This window comes from Achromobacter sp. GQ309, assembly GCF_059759315.1.
On record NZ_JCAXDP010000011.1, the window covers coordinates 83,865 to 103,510 of the forward strand.

Consider the following 19,646-nt stretch of genomic DNA (forward strand, 5'->3'; position numbering starts at 1 on the left):
GATGGCGCAGTCTAGGAGCCGCCAAAACAGAGGGTCAATTAGGGTTTTCCGAAGAATCGAATTTTTTATTCGTTATTTCCGGTAGACTGAATTTTTTTATAAAAACACGGCAGACTATTTTGATTATCGGAAGCCAAGAATGAAGAAATCAGAAACGCCGGACGATTCCGCAGGCCAGGGCGTGTTGCAGCGGGCCTTTGCCGTGCTGCGCGTGCTGGCCGACGCCAAGGGAGACAAGCTGCGCCTGACCGATATCGCCGCCCGCACGGGCCAGGCGCAGGCCACGGTGCACCGGGTGCTGCAAGGCCTGATGCAGGAAGGCGTGGTGGAGCAGCCGGCCCAAAGCAAGGGCTATCAGCTCAGCGTCGCCTTCTTTTCGCTGGCGGCCGCGGCGGGCAACCATCAGTCCAGCCTGCGCACCCTCTACCGGCCCGCCATGCTGCGTCTGTCCGGCATGCTCAACGACACCATTTTTCTGCTGGTGCGCAGCGGCTTTGATGCGGTCTGCGTCGACCGCGTGGACGGCGCCTTTCCGGTGCGCTCGCACACCGGCGACATCGGCGGCCGCGTGCCGCTGGGCATGGGACAAGGTGGCCTGGTGCTGCTGGCCAGCCTGCCGGAAGCCGAGCGCGAAGAGGTCATGCGCTTCAACATTCCGCGCCTGCATCACCTGGGCTTCGTGGACGAGATCTCGATGCGCGTGCGCATCAAGGAATGCCTGGAACTGCGCTACGCGCGCAGCCAGGGGCAGGGCGTGTTCCCCAACATCGCGGGGCTGGCGGTGCCGGTCTACGATCCCAACGGCGTCACGGTGGCGGCGCTGAGCGTGGCGGCGCCCATCGAACGCATCAGCGATGAACGCCTGCCGCTGATCGTGGAAATGCTGCGCCGCGAGGCCGACGCGGTGGGCGCGCAGATCAATCCTTTCGACCCGGCGCTGCGCAGGCCCAGCCAGTTCTTGGGCACGGGCAACGGCGCATAGCCCACGCACGGTGCGCGGCGTCCGCGCACAAAAAAACCCGGACACATATGGGTCCGGGCTTTTTCAACAAGCATCAGCGATCAGGTCGGATACGTGCCCGGCAGCAGGATGCTGCGGTCGCCCGGCTCGATCGTGCGGCGGCCGCACAGCGCCATCGTCGTGTCCATTTCCTTGTACAGGATCTCCAGCGTGCGGGTGACGCCGGCCTGGCCATACGCGCCCAGCCCGTACAGGAAGGCGCGGCCGATCATCGTGCCGCGCGCGCCCAGCGCCACGGCCTTCAGGATGTCCTGGCCGGAGCGGATGCCGCCGTCCATCCATACCTCGATCTTCGAACCCACGGCATCGGCAATTCCCGGCAGGGCCGCGATGGACGACATGGCGCCGTCAAGCTGGCGGCCGCCGTGGTTGCTGACGATGAGCGCGTCGGCGCCGCTGTTGGCGGCGAGCTGCGCGTCCTCGACATCCAGAATGCCCTTGATGATGAGCTTGCCGCCCCAGCGCTGCTTGATCCATTCCACGTCGTCCCAGCTCAGGCGGGGATCGAACTGCTCGGCCGTCCACGACGACAGCGACGACAGGTCGCTCACGCCCTTGGCGTGGCCGACGATGTTGCCGAAGGTGCGGCGCTTGGTGCCCAGCATGCCCATGCACCAGCGGGGCTTGGTCGCCAGGTTGATGAGGTTGCGCAGCGTGGGCTTGGGCGGCGTCGACAGGCCGTTCTTGATGTCCTTGTGGCGCTGGCCCAGGATCTGCAGGTCCAGCGTCAGCACCAGCGCCGAGCAGCCGGCGGCCTTGGCGCGGTCGATCAGGTTGCCCACGAACTCGCGGTCGCGCATGACGTAGAGCTGGAACCAGAAGGGCTTGCCGGTGGCCTGCGCCACGTCTTCCAGCGAGCAGATGCTCATCGTGGACAGCGTGAACGGCACGCCGAAATCGGCGGCAGCCTTGGCGGCCAGGATCTCGCCGTCGGCATGCTGCATGCCGGTCAGGCCCGTGGGCGAAATCGCCAGCGGCATGACCACGTCCTGGCCCACCATGGTGGTGCGCAGCGACCGGCCTTCCATGTTGACCGCCACGCGCTGGCGCAGCTTGATCCGATGAAAGTCGCTTTCATTCGCGCGATAGGTGCCTTCGGTCCAGGCGCCGGAATCGGCGTAGTCGTAGAACATGCGCGGCACGCGCTTCTGCGCGACAACGCGCAAATCTTCGATGCAGGTGATCGTAGAAAGGTTAGCGGTCATGGAGTGTCTGTGGAGTGATAGGGGTGCGCCAGCTGCGACTCATTTTCTTGTGCTTTCGGGCCGCCAGCCGTGGGGCAGCCTTGCCGCCGCGCCAGGCTTGATGACCCGCGCGGCGCCGCCCAGTATACGCGCCGAGGCCGGCAAGCGTCGCTTGCCGGCCCCGTTCGCCCCCCTGCGCAAAGGCTCTATGGCCCCTGCACGCCCAGCCCTAGCGCGGCCACACCTTGCTGACCGCGCGTATCGTTGCCCACGCCACCCAGCGCGGGCTGGTCAGCCGCGCGCCCGGCAGCCGGCGCATCACGTCCACCGCCAGCCCGCCGCGCTTGTGCCATTGCTTCTTGCGGGTCTGGCTGTCGGTCCAGCGGCCTTCCAGCCACGGGAATTCCCGGCGGCCCGGCTTGTACACCGGCGGCGTGTTGTAGATCAGGATGTACGCCAGCCGCGGCGTCTGCGACGTGTTCGGTCCCGTGAAGTGCAGCGTGCGCGCATCGTGGACGGTGATGCCGCCCGGATCAAGGGGCTCGGCCACCGCCTGTTCGCGCGGGAAATCACCGCAGCATTCCAGCGGATGCAGCGTCTTGTCGCCGCCCGGGGAACGGTGCTCCAGCACGTCCCACTTGTTCGACCCCGGCAGGAACTGCATGCAGCCGTTCTCGACGGTGGCCGGCTGCAGCGCCAGCCAGATGCTCAGTTCGTTGTAGACAAAGTCCGGCGACCGGAAAGCTTCGTCCTGGTGCCACGGCGTTTCCGGACCGTGCGGGCCGGGCTTGAGCAACGCGTGTTCGCCATACAGCGCGGCCTGCGGGCCCAGCAGCTGCCGCGCCAGTTCCAGCGTGCGTTCGTGGTACACCGTCTTCAGCAGGCCCGGGGCATAATGTCGCGGATCGTGCAGACTCGGAAACTTCGCGGGCTTGCTCGGGTCGTCGCGGCTGACAAAGTCGTATTGCGCGCCCTCGTTGTAACCCGTCTTATTCGAGAACAAGTCCAGCAGCGTCCTACGGATGTAGCCGACCTCGTCCTGAGGGCACATGTCCTTCAAGGCCAGGTAACCCTGATCCCTGTAGCGCGCTGTCTCGGCTTCCGACAACAAACTGGTCTCTTCCATAATGGCTTCTCCAAGCTCTGGTAATGGGTATTTCTAAGCTGGCACGTTTTGACATGGGCTCTAACGTATCGCTTCGAAGCCTGCCGGGCCTATAGACCATCCGCTGTAGCCGGTTCCGCCTACGCCAGTCGCGCGTGGCGGCGCATCATCCGAAGGAAAAACCCATGCAAGACCCTAAGGCCGATACCCAGATCGAAACCGTCCACGTCACCGTCAGCGGCACGGTGCAAGGCGTGGGCTACCGGCACGCCACGGTGCGGCGCGCTCACATGCTTGGCGCGAAGGGCTGGGTGCAGAACATGCTGGACGGCACGGTCGAAGCGCTGGTGCAGGGCACGCCCGACCAGGTCGATCACATGCTGGAATGGCTGCGCCGCGGACCGCCGGGCGCGTCGGTGCAGGAAATCATCACGCGCCGGGAGTACACCGATAAGCGTTACATCCGCTTCGAGCAACTTTGAGGACCGCGGGCCCTCGCCGGCACGCTGTAGGCCGGGCGGATGAGGGCCCGGTAGCGTAAAGGCTGACCGGCGCTAGCGCGTGCGCAACCAGCGCGCGCCGACCTGGTTGATGACCAGCCCGGCCAGCACGCATCCGGCGCCCACCCATTGCAGCGGCTGCAGCCGCTCGCCGAACGCCATCGACGCCGCCCACAGCCCCACCACCGGCACCAGCAGCGAGAACGGCGCGACCTTGGCCGCGGGATGGCGCGACAGCAGCTGCGTCCAGAGCGTGTAGGCAACCAGGGTCGCCAGCACCGCCAGATACAGCACCGACAATGCCTCGCCCCAGCCCATGCCGATGATCATGCCCACGACCGGTTCCCAGCCATCGATCAACACGGCCAGCGCCAGGAAGGGCAGCACCGGGGCGGCGCTGCTCCAGGCAATGAACGCGAAGGGGTCGTAGCCGGGCGCCTTGCGGCTGGCCAGCCGCACGATCATGTTGGACACCGCCCACATGAATGCCGCCCCCAGCGTCAGGACAAAGCCCAGCATCGTCATCTGCCCCGGCCCGTCGCCACGCGCCCCCGCGATGACCGCAAGGCCCATCGCGGCGACGCCCAGTCCGATCCAGTGATGCCGCCGCGCGCGCTCATGCAGCACCGGCGCGGCGAGCAGCAGCGTAAAGAAGGCCTGGGTCTGGATGACAAGCGATGCCATGCCGGCCGGCATGCCGAACTTGAGCGCCGTGAACAGCAGGCCGAACTGGCCCAGCCCCTGAACCAGCCCGTAGGCCGCGACCCAGTGCCACGGCAGCCGCGGCATGCGCACGAAGAGGATGAGCGGGAAGGCCGCCAGCGCGAATCGCAACGCGCCGAGCATCATCGGAGACAAGCCCCGCATGCCGACCTTCATGACGACAAAATTCAGGCCCCAGATGACCACCACCGCGAGGGCGCAGAAATAGTCTTTCCGGGAAAGATGAGTGGGGGTGGACATGGCGGGCATTATCGCATCGCCCACCCCAAAATCGGCTGAATCAGCGCGCGTTCAGCACCGCGGAAAACGCCTTGACGGCCATATCGACATCGTCGTCGCTGATGTGCCGGTGCGTGACACAACGCAGCCGCGTACGGCCCCACGGACGCGTCAGCACGCCTTGCACCTGCAGGGCCGCGACCCATTCGGCATTGGTCATGCCGGTGTCGGCGGTCTCAACCTGCACGATGTTGGTTTGCGGCACGGTCGCGGTCAGCGTGGGCGCCAGCGTGTTGATGCCGTCGCTCAACCGGCGCGCCCGCACGTGGTCCTCGCCCAGCCGCGCGCTCATGTGCTGCACGCCTTCCAGGCCCGCGGCGGCCATGATGCCGGATTGGCGCTGCGTGCCGCCCAGCATGCGGCGAAGCGTCCGCGACTTGGCGATCACGGCCTGGCTGCCCGCCAGCACCGCGCCCACCGGCGCGCTCAAGCCCTTGGACAGGCACAGCGACACCGTATCCGTGTATTGCGTGATGTCCATGGCCGGCACGCCCAGCGCGACCGCAGCGTTGAACAGCCGGGCACCATCCAGGTGCACCGGCACGCCGGCTGCGCGCGCCATGCCGTGCACGGCCTGCATGTGGTCCAGCGGCAGCACTGCGCCGCCCGCGTTGTTGTGCGACGTCTCCATCGCCACCAACGCAGTCTTGAGGCGGTGTCCGCCCGCCATCAGCGCGTCTTCGAGCCGGTTCAGGTCCATCGCGCCTTCGGCGCCGGGCAGGCCTTGGTAGAACAGGCCCGTGAACGTCGCCGCGCCCCGTTCCGACGTGTACATGTGGGCAGTCGCTTCCAGCGCCACCTGTTCGCTGCGCTGCGTTTGCGCCAGCACGGCCAGCAGGTTGGCCATCGTGCAGCTCGGCACGAATAGGCCCGCCTCCTTGCCCAGGCTGGAAGCGACGGTCGCTTCCAGCTCGCGCACGGTGGGATCGCCGTCCAGGCCGTCATCGCCGATCGGCGCGGTGCGCATGCGCTCGTACATGGCCGCGGTCGGGTGCGTGACCGTATCGCTGCGCAGGTCGACGCGGAGTGGGGGAGGTTCGGCGGGGGTCCGCTGGGTCATGGCTTTCAGTGCTGCAAAATTTTGGAAAGAAACTGGCGCGTGCGCGGGGCACGCTCCTCGACATTGCCGAAGAACTGCTCCTTCTGGCAGTCCTCGACAATCTTGCCGCCGTCCATGAAGATCACACGGTCGGCGACGCGGCGCGCAAATCCCATCTCGTGGGTCACCACCATCATGGTCATGCCTTCGCCCGCCAGGTCGGTCATCACGTCCAGCACCTCGTTGACCATCTCGGGGTCCAGCGCCGACGTGGGCTCATCGAACAGCATCACGACGGGGTCCATCGACAGCGCCCGGGCGATCGCCACGCGCTGCTGCTGGCCGCCCGACAGTTCGCCGGGATGCTTGTCCTTGTGCGCCGACAGGCCCACGCGCTCAAGCAGCGCAAGCGCGCGCTGCCGCGCTTCGTCCTTGCCGCGCTTGAGCACCTTGATCTGCCCCAGGCACAGGTTCTCGGTCACGGACAAGTGCGGGAACAGCTCGAAGTGCTGGAACACCATGCCGGCCACCGCGCGCAGCTTGGGCAGGTTGGTGCGCGGATCGCCCACCGACACGCCGTTGACCACGATCTCGCCTTTTTGAAAGGGCTCGAGCGCATTGACGGTCTTGATCAGCGTGGACTTGCCCGAGCCGGACGGGCCGCACACCACCACGACTTCGCCGCGGCGCACGGTGGTGGAGCAGTCGTCCAGCACCTGGAAGTCGCCGTACCATTTGCTGACCTGCCGGATCTCGATCATCGGGGGATTGGAAGAGGATTGCATCGTTGAACCTGTGGATAACGTGATTGCTGCGGCAAGCGGCTCAGCGCAGCACCCGCGTACGCTTTTCAAGCTGCTTGACCAGACGCGATGCCGTGAAGCAAATCACGAAATACACCACCGCCACGAAGAGATAGAGTTCGACCAGCCGGCCGTCGCGCTGGCCAATCTTGGACGCGGCGCCCAGGAAGTCGGTGAGCGACAGCACGTACACCAGCGACGTGTCCTGGAACAGGATGATGACGCGCGTCAGCAGCGCCGGCACCATGTTGCGCAGCGCCTGCGGCAGCACGACGTACCGCATGCCTTGCCAGTGATTCAGGCCCAGCGCCATGCTGGCCGATACCTGGCCGCGCGCGATGGACTGGATGCCGGCACGCATGATTTCGCAGAAGTACGCGGCCTCGAACAGCGTGAACGTGATCACCGCCGAGTTGAACGCCCCCACGCGCAGCGGCGTGGGCGATCCCACCACCCACGCGGCGATGTACGGCATCAGAAAGTAGAACCAGAAGATCACCAGCAGCAGCGGGATCGAACGCATGACGTTCACGTAGATGCCCGCCGGCACCGACAGGATCTTGTAGCGCGACAACCGCATCATCGCCAGGATCGTGCCCAACGCCAGGCCCATCACCGCCGCCAGCACCGTCAGCGTCAGCGTGAAGGTCATGCCGGTCTGGAACAGGTACGGCAGCGAGCCCCAGATCACATCGAAATCGAATTTGCCCATGTCAGCGCCCCAATCCCGCAGGCGACTTCGCGGCCGTGCCGATCAGGCCGGGCACCGCGACTCGGCGCTCAAGTGTGCGCATCCCCAGCACGACGATGCCGTTCAGAATCAGGTAGATCACCGTCGCGGCCGAAAACGCCTCGAAGATGTGAAAGCTGAACTCCGCCATGGATCGCGCCTGGCCCGTCAATTCCAACAGGCCGATGGTCAGCGCCACCGACGAATACTTGATCGTGCCCATGAACTCCGAGGTCAGCGGCGGCAGCACGATGCGACAGGCCTCGGGCAGGATGATGTAGCGGTAGACCTGGCCCTCGGTCAGTCCCAGCGCGGTGCCCGCCTGAAACTGCCCGCGCGGCAGCGACTGGATGCCGGCGCGCAATTGCTCGGCCACACGCGCCGATCCGTAAAAGCCCAGGCACAGCACCGCGGGCAAAAACTGCCCCCACGGCTGCGGCATCTGCTTCATCGCCAGGCCCCAGGCATGGGGCAGCAATTCGGGCAGCACGAAATACCACAGGAACATCTGCACCAGCAGCGGGATGTTGCGGAACAGCTCTACATAGGTCGCGCCGATGGCGTTCATCAGGCGCGACTGCACCGTGCGCATCACGCCCAGCCAGGATCCCAGCAGCAACGAGAAAACCCAGGCCGTCAATGCCAGCGCGAGCGTCCAGCCCACGCCGATCAGGATCGTTTCCAGGAAGGTGTGCACGCCGTCCGGCGACATCTCCAGGAAGACGCTCCAACTCCAGTTGTAATTCATGCCCTCGCCCTTGATTGCAACGCCGGCCCCGGCCGGCGTCCTTGCTTCATGCGCCGCGGGGACGCGTTGCGCCCCGCGGCATGCGGCTTACTCGTAGGCCTTGGGATCGCCCGAGTCGGTGGGGTTGGCCAGGGCGCGCTTCAGGGCGTCGCTCATGGGGTACTTCAGGTTGATCTGCTTGGGCGGGATCGGCGAGTTGAAATACTTGTCGTACAGCGCCGCAACCTTGCCGGTCTTCATCAGATCCAGCACCGCGTCATCGACCACCTTCTTGAACTTGGGATCGTCCTTGGGCTGCATGATGCCGTAGGGCGCCATTTCCAGGCCCTTCTTGCCGATCACGAAGGCGTCCGGGTTCTTGGACGAAGCCACGGCGCCGTAGGCGATGCCGTCGTCGTTGGCCGAACCCGCGGCGCGGCCCGATTCCACCATCAGGATGGTCTCGGCGGTGTCCTTGGTGGGCGCCATCGAGATGCCCAGGTTGCCCTGCGCATTCAGTTGCGAGATCAGCTTGAACGTCTGGCCGCCGGCCTGCGCCGCGATGGTCTTGCCGCGGAACGAGGACAGGTCATTGGGGTCCACGCCGCCGTCCTTGCGCGCCACCAGCACCACCTGCGCCACGAAGGTCGTGGGCGCGAAGGACACCAGCTTGTGGCGGGCCTCGTTATTGGTGGTGTTGCCGCACTCCAGGTCGATCGTGCCGTTGGCCAGCAGCGGAATGCGCGTGGCCGACGTCGTCGGGTTGTAGCGGACTTCCAGCTTGGGCAGCTTCAGCGCTTCCTGCACGTACTTGGCGACTTCCTGGCAGATCTCGACCGTGTAGCCGATCGGCTTCTGATTGCCGTCCAGATACGCAAACGGCACCGAGGTCTCGGGGTGGCCGATCGTGATGACGCCGGTTTCCCGGATCTTGTCCAGGCGGCTGGGACCTTCGGCATGAGCCGTCGCGGTGGTGCCCAGCAGGGCGGCGGCGACGGAGATCGCGGCAAGTGCTTTCATCTGATTCCCTTGGCGCCGTACGTGCGGCGCGTGTTTATGTTCACGATCGGCGGTTCCAGTCTGGCTGGCGACCGCCGCGTCCCGCGATGAGCCCCGCGGCTGGCAAAAAGTATCAACTAGCAGTATGGTTTTATCCAGTTCCAATCAGGTATTCCTCTATACGGATTTGACATGGCCATTACTCGCATGGGCTTGCGGCACATTGAGGCGTTCCGCGCCGTCATGATGACCGGATCCATGACCGCCGCGGCGCGCCGCGTGCATACCTCGCAGCCGCACGTTAGCCGCTTAATTGCGCAATTGGAAGCCATCACCCAGTTTCCATTGTTCGACCGCAATGGCAGCCGGCTGAGCCCGACCCAGGACGGGTCGCGCTTTTTTCAGGAGGTCGAAAAGACCTTCATCGGCCTCGCCGGCCTGGAGTCGGCGGCGGCCAGCATCCGCTCGTTCAGCGCCAGCCGACTGAGTGTGGCGGCCATGCCACGCCTGGCGGGCGGGCTCCTGGCCCGCATCGTCGCAGCCTTCAAGACCGAGTACCCCGACGTCATGGTGTCCATCCACTCGGGCAACGCCAGCGCGGTCCACAACTGGATCAGTTCGGGGTTCTGCGACACGGGGCTGGCGATGCTGTCCGGCGAGGCGCCCGGCATCCAGGTCGAGCCGGTGCTTACGATGAGCTGCGTGGCGGTGCTGCCGCGCGGACACCGCCTGACCAAACTGAAGAAGCTCAAGCCTGCCGATTTTGCGGGTGAGCCCTTCATCGCATTTCCCAGCGGCACTCCGCTGCGCGAGAAGATCGACGCCGTGTTCAAGTCCGCCAAGGTCGAGCGTCATACGGTGGCCGAAGCGGGATTGGGGTCGTCGGTGTGCGCGCTGGTGGGCGCGGGGCTGGGCGTGGCGCTGATCAACCCGCTGGCCGCGCGCGAGGAGTACGAAGCGAACGGCGTGGAAGTCCGTCCGTTCAGCCCGGCGGTGCCGGTCACCGTCGCGCTGCTGTACCCGCCGTATCACACGCGCACGCGCCTGGTCACGGTGTTCTCGCGCTATGCGCATCAGCTGATGCAGGAAGAGATGGGGGATCTGAAAGCGCGGCCGCCGCGGTAGCCGATCGCGGCGGCGATGAACGTGGAGACGTTGTCTGACACCCTATGAGACACCGCCTCAAACTGGCGACCATCTCCCCAGGGTGTCAGACACCGTTGCCGAAATTGGCCTAGGCCGGCGTCTCCCGCCCGTCACGGTGCAGCATCACCAGCACACCCGTATCGCCCCGCATGGCCCGCACCGGCTCGCCCTCGTTCCACTGCGAGACAATCGCCGGCGGGCCGTTGTAAACGCCCGCCGCAGTCTGCAAGGATTCCGGCGAACCGATCCAGGCGTACACAGGTTCATGCAGCCAGTCGCCACCAGCGCGCGCCACGCCCACGTAAAGCCCGTCCACGTTGTGAGGGCAGGGCGCCTGGCCCGCTTGCATCACCAGCCAGCCATACGCGCCGTTCCACGCCAACCCGAACGTCAGCACGTGCTGGCAAGCAAGCACTTCACGCCCCTCGGCCATGTCATAGACGCCCTCGGCCCACGTCTCGTCGCCGTCGTCATCGCGACCCACATTCGCCAGGATCCGCGCATACCGCCCCGCCTGGCCTTCAGGCGCGGGCTCCGGGATGCCAGGCCGTTCCGACGGCAGCCAGCTCACCTCGCCGAGATCGCTGTAAACGATCGGCACCCGCGCGGCGCCTTGACCATCCACCACCCCGCGCCGCGCATCTTGCGTCAGGACGCTGATCCGCATCAGACCGCTTTTCCACAGCTCGGCTGAGTCGGCCGCAGTATCCAGCGGCGCCAGCGCAGCAAAGCACGCATCCAGCACCGGCCGCCCCGACGCGTCGATCAGCCCCTGCATCCCTTCGCGCTCGGTGATGAACGCGTGCAGGTCCTCGTCCCAATAAACGTCGTCCCACTCGGGCGCCGCTACCCAATCGCCACGCCGGTCGACCAGACCCCACGCCTGCGCCTCGAACGCGGGCGCCAAGCCTCCGGGGCAGAACGACCCCGCGTCCTCGAAGCGCGGCGTGATCGCCCAGCCACCCGACTTGTCCACAAAGCCCAGCTGATCTCCGACGCGCGCAACCACCAGGCCTTGCGCGCAGTTCCAGGCCTCGTCCAGCGACGGCGGCAGGATTTCACGGCCATCCGCGGCGATCAGCCCCACCTTGTCGCCCACCTGGACACTTGCCACGTCTTCTTCAAAATCCCACACCGCGTCAAAGCATGGCGCCACCAGCACGCTAGCAACGTTCTCCGTCACGCGCAGCAGCCCGGTGCGTCCTTCGCTGCTTATCCACAGCACGCCCTCATCGGACGCGCCGCTGCGCCAGATCGCATCCCACTGCGGCGCCATCACGGGCAGCCAGCAATCGCTGTCGTCGTCGCCGTCGTTGTCGTCGTCGGACTCGGCCTCCGGATCGACCGCCCGCAGCCCCCACAACTTGTCCACACGGTAGCGGTACAGCGCGCTGCCAAGCCACGCGTCTTCATCGTCGCCCCCCTCGGCAACGTAGTCTTCGAAGCTGACCGTGCGGGCCGGATCCTGTTCGTGGAAATAGGAATGCGACAGCCCGCCAAAACCAAAGCGCCAAGCCCAGCCGGAGGCGTCACCGGCATCTTGCACGTCCAGCAATCGGCACACAGCGGCCAGGTCACCGGCCTGCATGCCCTGCCGCACGGCTAGCCAGCGTTCTTCGCATAACGTGCGCGTCTGGTGAACATAAGCCGCCGCGCCGTCCGCGTGCAGCCACGACAACTCATTGAGATTCGCGCTTATCCACAAGTCGCCGTCGTCGTCGTGTTCATCGATCAGCTCGCCCAGATACTGCACGGCGGCATCGAACTGCAGCACGGGCAGCGCATCGTCGCGATCCGAGTGCGCCCCCATGAATGCCGCCAGTTCGCCCAGCCGCTGATGGGCAACGCGCGCATCGGCGGCCATGCCCGCACCATTGCCATCGCCATCACCAAGGAGGTTCTGGTCATCGGGCGCCGCACGGGACTCGCCCTCCGCCAGCAGCACCTGCCACAACGTCGGCAGGTTGCCATTCGCGCTGGCGATCTCCGCGGGCGGCGCGCCATCATCCTCGTCCGAGCACAGATACAGCCAGGCCCGATTTCCCATCTCCACTTCCTTTGATTGCAGACGCGCACGCGGCGCTTGATTGATGACATCCGATAGCCGGTCCGGAAAGCCGAAGGCCAGCCCGCATCGGGCTGGCCTTCAATGTGCAATCACTTTCAATCCGCACGGCCTTTCGTCAGGTCTTCCTGACCGAAGTGTATTCGCGAATCCCCCGCGGGCCGATCCGCTGGCGTCCTTTCATCCCGCATTGCTGCCACCGCTTTGAGACGCCGCCAACGCAACTGCACTCTCAAAATTCTTGCCGTTCTCATTGGCAATGGCCTCTGCCAGCTTCATCATCATGGACATCAAGGACGAGTTCAACACCGCCACTTTCACCTGCAGAGCGGCCGTCAACGCAGCCTTCTGCTTTTCACCCATGGTGGCCGACTGAACATCGCGCAACTCCTCCAGCGCTTGCGCAAGCTGCTTCTCCAATTGCGCGATCTGCTCCCTGAGCGACTCTAGCGATTCGCCTCCATTCTTGGCGGGATCTGATTCCTTGCTCTGCTGCGCCGCCGACGCGTCGGCCGACGACGCGTCAGCATTTGTCTGCGACTCCGGCTCCGTGGCGCTGACTTCATTCACTTGAGAAGCGGGAGGGGAGGAGGGAGGTTCGTACCGCGAAACGACTGGCGTCGAACTGGCACTGCCGATTTCTACTATCATTTTTGGTGTCTCTGAAAAGGCGGCTCGGAAAGCGGTTGGGCCGAACGCGCGCGAATGCCGTCCTGCAAACATCGGCACGCAAATCGCACTGGCGATCCCGCGCATCGCGTGCCCGCTGGGCGCCTTAAGCCGGCGCCACTTTGCTCCTGGGGTCATCAATGATCTGCCGCGCGACCTCATACCGGATCCCCTGCCGATCCAGAATTCGCACATGCTTGACGACATGCGCCAGCGCCGCAAGAAACGAAGGCGCTTGTTCGTGACGCTCGTAAGCCGCCTCATCTGCCCAGCCCTCCACCAGATGAAACAGATTGGCGTCTGTCAGATCCGCGGCAAAGGCGTAGTAGATGCAGCCAGGCATCTTTCGCGCGGCCAGCATGTCGGGGATGACGGCATCGACAAACGACTGCCGGTCTTCAGGATGCACGCGGTAATAGGCCGCAACCACAACCGCTGTCGGCAGGTCTTTGTCATGGTCGGCGGCAGACCGGCCGTGGTCGGGGAATTGGGCGCCGTAGGCGCCGGGTTGATGAGGAAGGTTCATATCAATCCTGTCGATGGTTCGTTTGATGGTTCACTGACCGGGGTGCTTGGGATTCCACAGCCTGAGGCTGGTGCGGTGTTCATATCCCTTGCCATTCGGGTAGCTGACGAGTTCCATGTCTGACCCCCAAGGCGAGCGAAAATGCACCCACGTCTCGCCTTCGGTATCGCCCGAGGTCATCGTCACGGGTTTGCCCAGCACGGTGATGCCCTGGGACTTCAGATAAGACACCGCTCCCTCGATATCGTCGGTATAGAACGCGATGTGCGAAGCGCCGATATCCTCGGCGCGAGGCATGACCTTGCTGCCACGCGAATTCACATACTCGAACAACTCGATGTTCGAGCCCTCTCCGCAACGCAGCATGGCAATCGTGACGCTATCGGCGCGCGGCGCGAAACCCGCAGCATCGGGCGACGCCGTTGGGTCCAGCTGAAATGGCCCGATTCGTGTCACGGGTTCGCATCCGAAGGCACTCTTGAAGAATGCCTCCGCCTGCTTCAGATCGGGCACGTTGATACCCACGTGATCCACACCCGCGACATGGATGCCCGCCGCCTGCGATGCGCCACCTGCCAGAACGCCAATCGCCATGAAGCAAGAAGCCAGTCGTTTCATGATGCGCATCCCCATTACTGACGATCGAGAAAGACGTGGGCGCTCGCAAGCTTGCCGTCTTTGATGGTGAAGATATCTTCGCCGTGCACCTGATCTGGATTGCCGCGGGGACCATAGCTCCAGACCACGCGGCCGAGACCATGATTCCAGGTGATTGGCGCTGGCATGAAACGGAATCCCGCATGGGTGCCTTGCAACTGCTCGATCAGGCGGTTTACCTGCGCGTAACCGGTAGCGACGCCGCCTTGATCGGCCACGAAGAAATCGGGCGTGTACACCTGGTCAAACTTCGACTCGCGGGATTGCGCGTCGGCGTCGTTCCATATCGAAAAATGGATGTCGATCAGGCGTTGCGCCACATCGGCGGGGTCTTGCGTGGCGGGTTTCATTTGTGATGGTTCCTGTGCGTGCGCATAAGGCGCGCTGCACATCGCAGCCAGCGCCAGTACGCAATGAGTCAAGAATTTCATGTTGAGAAATCGCGATCGGAAGCGCAATGCGCTCAGACCTGCGCCATCCCGCCGTCGACGAACAGCTCGATGCCATTGACGAAGCTCGCCGCATCGGAAGCCAGAAACGCCACGGCCTTGCCGATCTCTTGCGGCTCGCCCAGGCGGCCCAGCGGCACCTGCGCGGCCAGATGATCGAACAGCCCCTGGCGGGCTTCGTCGGGGACCAGACCGCCCAGGCCGGGCGTGCGGATCGGACCGGGGCTCACGACGTTCACGCGGATGCCGCGCGGCTTCAGATCCAGCGCCCACGAGCGCGCGAAGTTGCGCACCGCCGCCTTGCTAGCGCTATACACGCTGAAATTTTCCGTGCCCTGGATCGATACGGTCGACGCCGTCAGGATCACCGAGGCGCCATCGACCAGCAACGGCAAGGCCTTTTGCACGGTGAACAGGGTGCCGCGCACGTTGGTGCCGAAGATGCGATCGAAGTGTTCTTCCGTGATCGCGCCCAGCGGCATCATGTCGCCGCCGCCCGCGTTGGCGAACAGGATGTCGAGCTTGCCGGCGCTCTTGGCGATCTGGGCGTAGACGTTGTCCAAGTCGCTCAGCACCGACGCGTCGGCACGGATGCCGGTTGCCGCGACGCCGATGCTGGCCACGGCGGCGTCCAGTTCGGCCAAGCGGCGGCCGGTGATGAAGACGCGCGCACCCTGCGCGGCCAGTTCCTGGGCGGTCGCCAGGCCGATACCCGTGGTGCCGCCGGTGACGAGTGCGATCTTGCCGTTGAGTTGCTGATTCATGATGAGCTCCATGTATTCGATGAGGAAGTTGTCAGTCAGCGGGCTGGGGAGGAAGTCTCCTGAAACGCCGTGTTGACTGGGCATGGAGGTACTGTAGGCGCGCGGGGATAATGGATAAACCCTGCAAGATTGAAATAACTATCCATCTTTATGGATAATCAGCACGCATGACCGGCATACGCTGCGCATTGACGCGGTGTCAGCGCTGGTGCGAGACCCCGGGCATCAAAGAAAAAGGGGCTGCAAAAGCAGCCCCTTTTACGAACGCTGGATATCCCGGGAAGAATTCAGGTATTCGCGGGATCCAACCCGATAGTAGGATCCCATCAGCATTTAGATGTCACGTGCCGTCGCCCTAAAGCCATTTAACATCTGGTAGGTCGTACCAGATCGAGCCGTACCATTTCGTTAGATTTTCCTATGCCTGTTCTCCGCACTCCTTACGGCTACACGGGCCCCTAGGAGCGGACATTTTGAGGCGTGCCTCCGCAGTTGACAGCCGGGGTCCCCCTCGGCTCAATCGCCTTGGGTGCGGCAGGCTCGCAATACAACTGCTTCCAGAGCTTTTCTGCCTCGTTCGCGCCTGAAGATGCGCGAATGACAATAGCAAGCCCGACAAGAGTGGGGAGAAGCAAGAGCAAAGCTAGCAACCTCTGCTGCTTCACGAGCGAGTACACCTGATCTTTCATGCTGCCACTTGCTAACACCCTGCATAGGTCGAACAGCTCCGACTTCCGAAAGCCTGTTTTCTCCATAAGTTCCGGACTGTCCGCAGCGCATTCCGTGGCAGCGAAAACCCAGTCTTCGCCCCATACGGTCATGTTTCTCACCGTCTTCGCGTCCGTCTTGAACCAGACATTCGACTCTTTCATGTGAAAGTACCCGTAGGGCGAAGCGAGCAAGGAACCAGCGATCATAAAAAAGGTCCCCAACACGACGAATAGGCAAAATAGAGCCAGTTTCCACATCTTTCGCGGCCTGCGCACGACCGCCGAATTGCGCACATCAACCCAGCGCCACAGAGTTCTCAGCTTCAAGATCCCGACGTTGTTGGCTTCTGCCCAGCTATCAAGCTTGTGCAGGTCCGCCAAGGATTGCAAGGGCATGCGATAGAAAAACCTGAAGGTCTCCAGGTCGCGACTTTCCTGTTGGATTTTTTTCAGCACTGAATCCTGGGCTTCGCGCCGACCTGCTGCGATTCGCCAAAGTCTGTCCAAAAGAAAGTGCGCGGATCCCGCGCGCGCCCGGATCCAAAGGCATAGCAGTAAAAAAAGTCCTGCCCAAAGAACAGGCGCGATCCAGGGAGCCTGGACAAGAGGGGTAAACAGTTCAAGCATCTATCTTCCTTGTTCTGAGGGACAAGAGCCCAGATGCTAACCACCTTCGCAATAATCCATTCTGTCGAAAAACAAGCAACTGTCCGCGATTTCGAGCGGGCAGCTAACTATCCCTCATGAGATCCGCAAACGCCTTATGCTCAAGCCTGGAGATACGCGCGACTTCGTCCTCCAGAAGGGCGGAGCGCTTACATTGCGCTTTGATAAGCCTTCAAACAGTAGCGATGATTCGCAGTCAAGCTTCGCCCCCCTTCGCGCATACCAGACGAGGAATCAAGCTTGGATAGCACCACTTCCAAACCGTTTAAGCCCGACACTTCGAGCATCCGCAAAAAAGGCTGCAAAAGCAGCCTTTTTCACGAACTCTAAATTTCCCAAGAAAAATCTAGATCTTTACCGCATTCAACCCAATCAAGCGTCGATGTTGCCCGCCGACAGCGCGTGCGTTTCGATGAAGTTGCGGCGCGGTTCGACGTCGTCGCCCATCAGCGTGGTGAAGACCTCGTCCGCCGCGATGGCGTCCTCGATCTGCACGCGCAACAGGCGGCGCACCTTCGGGTCCATCGTGGTTTCCCACAGCTGTTCGGGGTTCATTTCGCCCAGACCCTTGTAGCGCTGCTTGGAGATGCTGCGATCGGCTTCGCTGCGCAGCCACTGCATGGCTTCGCGGAAGTCGGACACGGGCTGCTCCTTGCGCTTGTCGCCTTCGCCGCGGGCGGCCATCGAACGCGCGCCGACCTTGCCTAGGAAGCTCTTGGCGGCCTTGGACAGAATGGCGTAATCCGAGCCATTGATGAAGTCGGCGTCGATGATGCTGACGCGCACGTTGCCGTGGTGCATGCGCTGCACGGACAGGCGATGGCGTTCGGTGGCTTCGTCGAATTGCGGAACGACCTCGACGCCGTTGCCGTTGATGGGATCGCGCATGGCATCGGCCAGCCGCTTGGCGGAGTCCGCGGTGGACTCGGCCGTGTCCAGGTTGATTTCCACGCCTTCGGCCATGGCCGACAGCGCACCCACGTCGAACACGCGCGACAGGCGGGCGATGACGCCGTCGGCTGCCACGTATTGGCGGGCCAGGTCGTTCAGTTCTTCGCCGCGGATGATGTTGCCGCCCGAGATGATCTCGGCGTCCTTCAGGGCGAGCGTCAGCATGAACTGCGCTTCTTCCTGGTCATCCTTCAGATAGCGCTCTTCGCGGCCAACCTTGACCTTGTAGAGCGGCGGCTGCGCAATGTACACGTAGCCGCGCTGCACCAGCTCGGGCATCTGACGGTACAGCAGCGTGAGCAGCAGGGTGCGGATGTGTGCGCCGTCGACGTCCGCGTCGGTCATGATGATGAGGCGGTGGTAGCGCAGCTTGTCCACATTGAAATCGGGACCGATGCTGGTGCCGAGCGCCGTGATCAGCGTGGCGATCTGTTCGCTGGCGATCAGGCGGTCAAAGCGCGCCTTCTCGACGTTCAGCACCTTGCCGCGCAGCGGCAGGATGGCCTGGAACTTGCGGTCGCGGCCCTGTTTGGCCGAGCCGCCTGCGGAGTCACCCTCGACGATGTACAGCTCGCACAGCGCGGGGTCCTTTTCCTGGCAGTCAGCCAGCTTGCCGGGCAGGCCTGCGCCTTCCAGCACGCTCTTGCGGCGCGTCATTTCGCGTGCCTTGCGCGCGGCTTCGCGTGCACGGGCGGCTTCGACGATCTTGTTGCACAGGGCCTTGGCGTCGTTCGGGTGTTCGAGCAGCCAGGTTTCAAGCGTGCGTGCCACGGCTTCTTCAACGGCCGGACGCACTTCGCTGGAGACCAGCTTGTCCTTGGTCTGGCTGCTGAACTTGGGCTCGGGCACCTTCACCGACAGCACGCAGGCCAGGCCTTCGCGCATGTCGTCGCCGGACGTCTCGACCTTGGCCTTCTTGGCCAGTTCGTTGTCGGTGATGTACTTGTTGATGATGCGCGTCATCGCGGCGCGCAGGCCGGTCAGGTGCGAACCGCCGTCGCGCTGCGGGATGTTGTTGGTGAAGCACAGCACGCTTTCGCTGTAGCTGTCGTTCCACTGCATCGCCACTTCCACGCCGACCGGCACGCCGCCGGCCGACGATTCCGTGGTGACCGAAAACACATTCGGATGCAGCACGGTCTTGGCGCGGTTGATGTATTCAACGAAACCCTTCACTCCGCCCGAGAACGCGAAGTTCTCTTCCTTGCCCTGGCGCTGGTCGATCAGGCGGATCTTGACGCCGTTGTTCAGGAACGAGAGCTCGCGCAAGCGCTTGGAGAGGATCTCGTAGTGGTACTCGATGTTGTTGAAGATGATCGGGTCGGCCAGGAAGCGCACTTCGGTGCCGCGCTTGTCGGTCGTGCCGGTCACGGCCAGGGGCGCAACGCGCTCGCCCTGGCGGAATTCCATCTGGTGCACCTGGCCGTTGCGACGGATGGTGAGACGCAGCCATTCGGACAGCGCGTTCACGCAAGACACGCCCACGCCGTGCAGGCCGCCGGACACCTTGTACGAGTTCTGGTCGAACTTGCCGCCGGCGTGCAGTTCGGTCATGACGATTTCCGCCGCGCTGCGGTGGAATTCGTCGTCCTTGTGGATGTCGGTCGGGATGCCGCGGCCGTTGTCCGTGACCGAGATGGAATTGTCGGTGTGGATCGTGACGACGATGTCGTCGCAATAGCCGGCCAGGGCTTCGTCGATGGCGTTATCGACGACCTCAAACACCATGTGGTGCAGGCCGGTGCCGTCGGACGTGTCGCCGATGTACATGCCGGGGCGCTTGCGCACGGCCTCCAGCCCCTTGAGCATCTTGATCGAGTCAGCGCCGTAGCCGCTGGTCTCGGGAGTGGTGTTCTGCTGATCTGACATGTCTGTATCGATAACGCTTTAAAGAACGGCCTGGCGGCCGGACCGCCCGCGGACCATCGGTCCG

Annotated in this window: 19 protein-coding genes and 1 pseudogene; 4 read left to right on the top strand and 16 right to left on the bottom strand. The window is 63.9% G+C overall.

Translation table 11 applies throughout. From position 1 onward, the window contains the following. The first annotated feature begins 139 nt into the window (after positions 1-139). On the top strand, positions 140-982 hold the full coding sequence (locus AC6CIE_RS26580; RefSeq protein WP_175136963.1) for an IclR family transcriptional regulator: 843 nt from the start codon (positions 140-142) through the stop codon (positions 980-982). A gap of 80 nt (positions 983-1,062) precedes the next feature. On the opposite strand, the gene AC6CIE_RS26585 is transcribed toward AC6CIE_RS26580, so the two are convergent. Further along, on the bottom strand, positions 1,063-2,226 hold the full coding sequence (locus AC6CIE_RS26585; RefSeq protein ID WP_105236807.1) for an alpha-hydroxy acid oxidase: 1,164 nt from the start codon (positions 2,224-2,226) through the stop codon (positions 1,063-1,065). Between the two features lie 208 nt (positions 2,227-2,434). Next, the gene (locus AC6CIE_RS26590) at positions 2,435-3,331 is read right to left on the bottom strand and encodes a phytanoyl-CoA dioxygenase family protein (RefSeq protein ID WP_175124848.1); all 897 of its coding nucleotides are present in this window, start codon (positions 3,329-3,331) and stop codon (positions 2,435-2,437) included. Between the two features lie 164 nt (positions 3,332-3,495). Here AC6CIE_RS26590 and AC6CIE_RS26595 point away from each other — a divergent pair, with 164 nt between their 5' ends. Beyond that, on the top strand, positions 3,496-3,792 hold the full coding sequence (locus AC6CIE_RS26595; protein ID WP_056565981.1) for an acylphosphatase: 297 nt from the start codon (positions 3,496-3,498) through the stop codon (positions 3,790-3,792). Between the two features lie 72 nt (positions 3,793-3,864). Here the strand turns inward: AC6CIE_RS26595 and AC6CIE_RS26600 are convergent, their stop codons facing one another. The 6 genes from AC6CIE_RS26600 to AC6CIE_RS26625 all read right to left on the bottom strand — a co-directional run bounded on the left by AC6CIE_RS26600 (position 3,865) and on the right by AC6CIE_RS26625 (position 9,131). Continuing rightward, positions 3,865-4,773 (bottom strand): EamA family transporter, encoded by a 909-nt coding sequence (locus AC6CIE_RS26600; protein WP_498094744.1) that lies wholly within the window; start codon positions 4,771-4,773, stop codon positions 3,865-3,867. Between the two features lie 40 nt (positions 4,774-4,813). Further along, positions 4,814-5,872, bottom strand: a complete 1,059-nt coding sequence (locus AC6CIE_RS26605; protein ID WP_218342460.1) for a threonine aldolase family protein — start codon at positions 5,870-5,872, stop codon at positions 4,814-4,816. 5 nt (positions 5,873-5,877) lie between these two features. Then, entirely contained in the window at positions 5,878-6,612 is a 735-nt protein-coding gene (locus tag AC6CIE_RS26610) for an amino acid ABC transporter ATP-binding protein (RefSeq protein WP_056565987.1), read from the bottom strand. A 64-nt stretch (positions 6,613-6,676) separates the two neighbouring features. Continuing rightward, the gene (locus AC6CIE_RS26615) at positions 6,677-7,366 is read right to left on the bottom strand and encodes an amino acid ABC transporter permease (protein ID WP_056565990.1); all 690 of its coding nucleotides are present in this window, start codon (positions 7,364-7,366) and stop codon (positions 6,677-6,679) included. Position 7,367: 1 nt separating this feature from the next. Continuing rightward, positions 7,368-8,132: an amino acid ABC transporter permease gene (locus AC6CIE_RS26620; RefSeq protein ID WP_498094746.1), complete on the bottom strand. Its 765-nt coding sequence runs from the start codon at positions 8,130-8,132 to the stop codon at positions 7,368-7,370. 87 nt (positions 8,133-8,219) lie between these two features. Continuing rightward, complete coding sequence (locus AC6CIE_RS26625) at positions 8,220-9,131, bottom strand: amino acid ABC transporter substrate-binding protein (RefSeq protein ID WP_175124844.1); 912 nt, start codon at positions 9,129-9,131, stop codon at positions 8,220-8,222. 171 nt (positions 9,132-9,302) lie between these two features. On the opposite strand from AC6CIE_RS26625, the gene AC6CIE_RS26630 reads away from it, so the two are divergent. Next, a complete protein-coding gene (locus AC6CIE_RS26630) occupies positions 9,303-10,235 on the top strand; it encodes a LysR substrate-binding domain-containing protein (protein WP_175136960.1) in 933 nt (310 codons plus the stop codon). Positions 10,236-10,344: 109 nt separating this feature from the next. On the opposite strand, the gene AC6CIE_RS26635 is transcribed toward AC6CIE_RS26630, so the two are convergent. The 7 genes from AC6CIE_RS26635 to AC6CIE_RS26665 all read right to left on the bottom strand — a co-directional run bounded on the left by AC6CIE_RS26635 (position 10,345) and on the right by AC6CIE_RS26665 (position 16,723). Continuing rightward, entirely contained in the window at positions 10,345-12,303 is a 1,959-nt protein-coding gene (locus AC6CIE_RS26635; RefSeq protein WP_498094748.1) for a WG repeat-containing protein, read from the bottom strand. Positions 12,304-12,501: 198 nt separating this feature from the next. After that, on the bottom strand, positions 12,502-12,891 hold the full coding sequence (locus tag AC6CIE_RS26640; RefSeq protein WP_498094750.1) for a hypothetical protein: 390 nt from the start codon (positions 12,889-12,891) through the stop codon (positions 12,502-12,504). Between the two features lie 205 nt (positions 12,892-13,096). Next, positions 13,097-13,516, bottom strand: coding sequence for a putative quinol monooxygenase (locus AC6CIE_RS26645; RefSeq protein ID WP_343737551.1), 420 nt, complete (start codon positions 13,514-13,516; stop codon positions 13,097-13,099). Positions 13,517-13,546: 30 nt separating this feature from the next. Next, positions 13,547-14,134: a VOC family protein gene (locus AC6CIE_RS26650; RefSeq protein WP_498094752.1), complete on the bottom strand. Its 588-nt coding sequence runs from the start codon at positions 14,132-14,134 to the stop codon at positions 13,547-13,549. Between the two features lie 14 nt (positions 14,135-14,148). Continuing rightward, entirely contained in the window at positions 14,149-14,604 is a 456-nt protein-coding gene (locus AC6CIE_RS26655; protein ID WP_498094754.1) for a nuclear transport factor 2-like protein, read from the bottom strand. Positions 14,605-14,636: 32 nt separating this feature from the next. Beyond that, entirely contained in the window at positions 14,637-15,386 is a 750-nt protein-coding gene (locus tag AC6CIE_RS26660; RefSeq protein WP_498094756.1) for an SDR family NAD(P)-dependent oxidoreductase, read from the bottom strand. Positions 15,387-15,844: 458 nt separating this feature from the next. Beyond that, positions 15,845-16,723, bottom strand: a complete 879-nt coding sequence (locus tag AC6CIE_RS26665) for a DUF6216 family protein (RefSeq protein ID WP_498094758.1) — start codon at positions 16,721-16,723, stop codon at positions 15,845-15,847. A gap of 88 nt (positions 16,724-16,811) precedes the next feature. Here AC6CIE_RS26665 and AC6CIE_RS26670 point away from each other — a divergent pair. Then, positions 16,812-16,907 (top strand): annotated as a pseudogene (locus tag AC6CIE_RS26670) (AbrB/MazE/SpoVT family DNA-binding domain-containing protein); the annotation flags it as partial. 227 nt (positions 16,908-17,134) lie between these two features. Here the strand turns inward: AC6CIE_RS26670 and gyrB are convergent. Then, positions 17,135-19,582 carry a DNA topoisomerase (ATP-hydrolyzing) subunit B gene (gene gyrB, locus AC6CIE_RS26675; RefSeq protein ID WP_218342471.1) on the bottom strand — a complete coding sequence of 816 codons (2,448 nt, stop codon included), beginning with the start codon at positions 19,580-19,582 and terminating at the stop codon, positions 17,135-17,137. Positions 19,583-19,646 lie beyond the last annotated feature (64 nt).

Coding starts and splice junctions, on each gene's coding strand:
- AC6CIE_RS26585 (WP_105236807.1), bottom strand. CDS start 2,226: ATGACCGCTAACCTTTCTACGATCACCTGCATCGAAGATTTGCGCGTT.
- AC6CIE_RS26630 (WP_175136960.1), top strand. CDS start 9,303: ATGGCCATTACTCGCATGGGCTTGCGGCACATTGAGGCGTTCCGCGCC.
- AC6CIE_RS26580 (WP_175136963.1), top strand. CDS start 140: ATGAAGAAATCAGAAACGCCGGACGATTCCGCAGGCCAGGGCGTGTTG.
- gyrB (WP_218342471.1), bottom strand. CDS start 19,582: ATGTCAGATCAGCAGAACACCACTCCCGAGACCAGCGGCTACGGCGCT.
- AC6CIE_RS26590 (WP_175124848.1), bottom strand. CDS start 3,331: ATGGAAGAGACCAGTTTGTTGTCGGAAGCCGAGACAGCGCGCTACAGG.
- AC6CIE_RS26655 (WP_498094754.1), bottom strand. CDS start 14,604: ATGAAATTCTTGACTCATTGCGTACTGGCGCTGGCTGCGATGTGCAGC.
- AC6CIE_RS26605 (WP_218342460.1), bottom strand. CDS start 5,872: ATGACCCAGCGGACCCCCGCCGAACCTCCCCCACTCCGCGTCGACCTG.
- AC6CIE_RS26610 (WP_056565987.1), bottom strand. CDS start 6,612: ATGATCGAGATCCGGCAGGTCAGCAAATGGTACGGCGACTTCCAGGTG.
- AC6CIE_RS26665 (WP_498094758.1), bottom strand. CDS start 16,723: ATGCTTGAACTGTTTACCCCTCTTGTCCAGGCTCCCTGGATCGCGCCT.
- AC6CIE_RS26600 (WP_498094744.1), bottom strand. CDS start 4,773: ATGTCCACCCCCACTCATCTTTCCCGGAAAGACTATTTCTGCGCCCTC.
- AC6CIE_RS26625 (WP_175124844.1), bottom strand. CDS start 9,131: ATGAAAGCACTTGCCGCGATCTCCGTCGCCGCCGCCCTGCTGGGCACC.
- AC6CIE_RS26635 (WP_498094748.1), bottom strand. CDS start 12,303: ATGGGAAATCGGGCCTGGCTGTATCTGTGCTCGGACGAGGATGATGGC.
- AC6CIE_RS26595 (WP_056565981.1), top strand. CDS start 3,496: ATGCAAGACCCTAAGGCCGATACCCAGATCGAAACCGTCCACGTCACC.
- AC6CIE_RS26615 (WP_056565990.1), bottom strand. CDS start 7,366: ATGGGCAAATTCGATTTCGATGTGATCTGGGGCTCGCTGCCGTACCTG.
- AC6CIE_RS26650 (WP_498094752.1), bottom strand. CDS start 14,134: ATGAAACGACTGGCTTCTTGCTTCATGGCGATTGGCGTTCTGGCAGGT.
- AC6CIE_RS26620 (WP_498094746.1), bottom strand. CDS start 8,132: ATGAATTACAACTGGAGTTGGAGCGTCTTCCTGGAGATGTCGCCGGAC.
- AC6CIE_RS26660 (WP_498094756.1), bottom strand. CDS start 15,386: ATGAATCAGCAACTCAACGGCAAGATCGCACTCGTCACCGGCGGCACC.
- AC6CIE_RS26645 (WP_343737551.1), bottom strand. CDS start 13,516: ATGAACCTTCCTCATCAACCCGGCGCCTACGGCGCCCAATTCCCCGAC.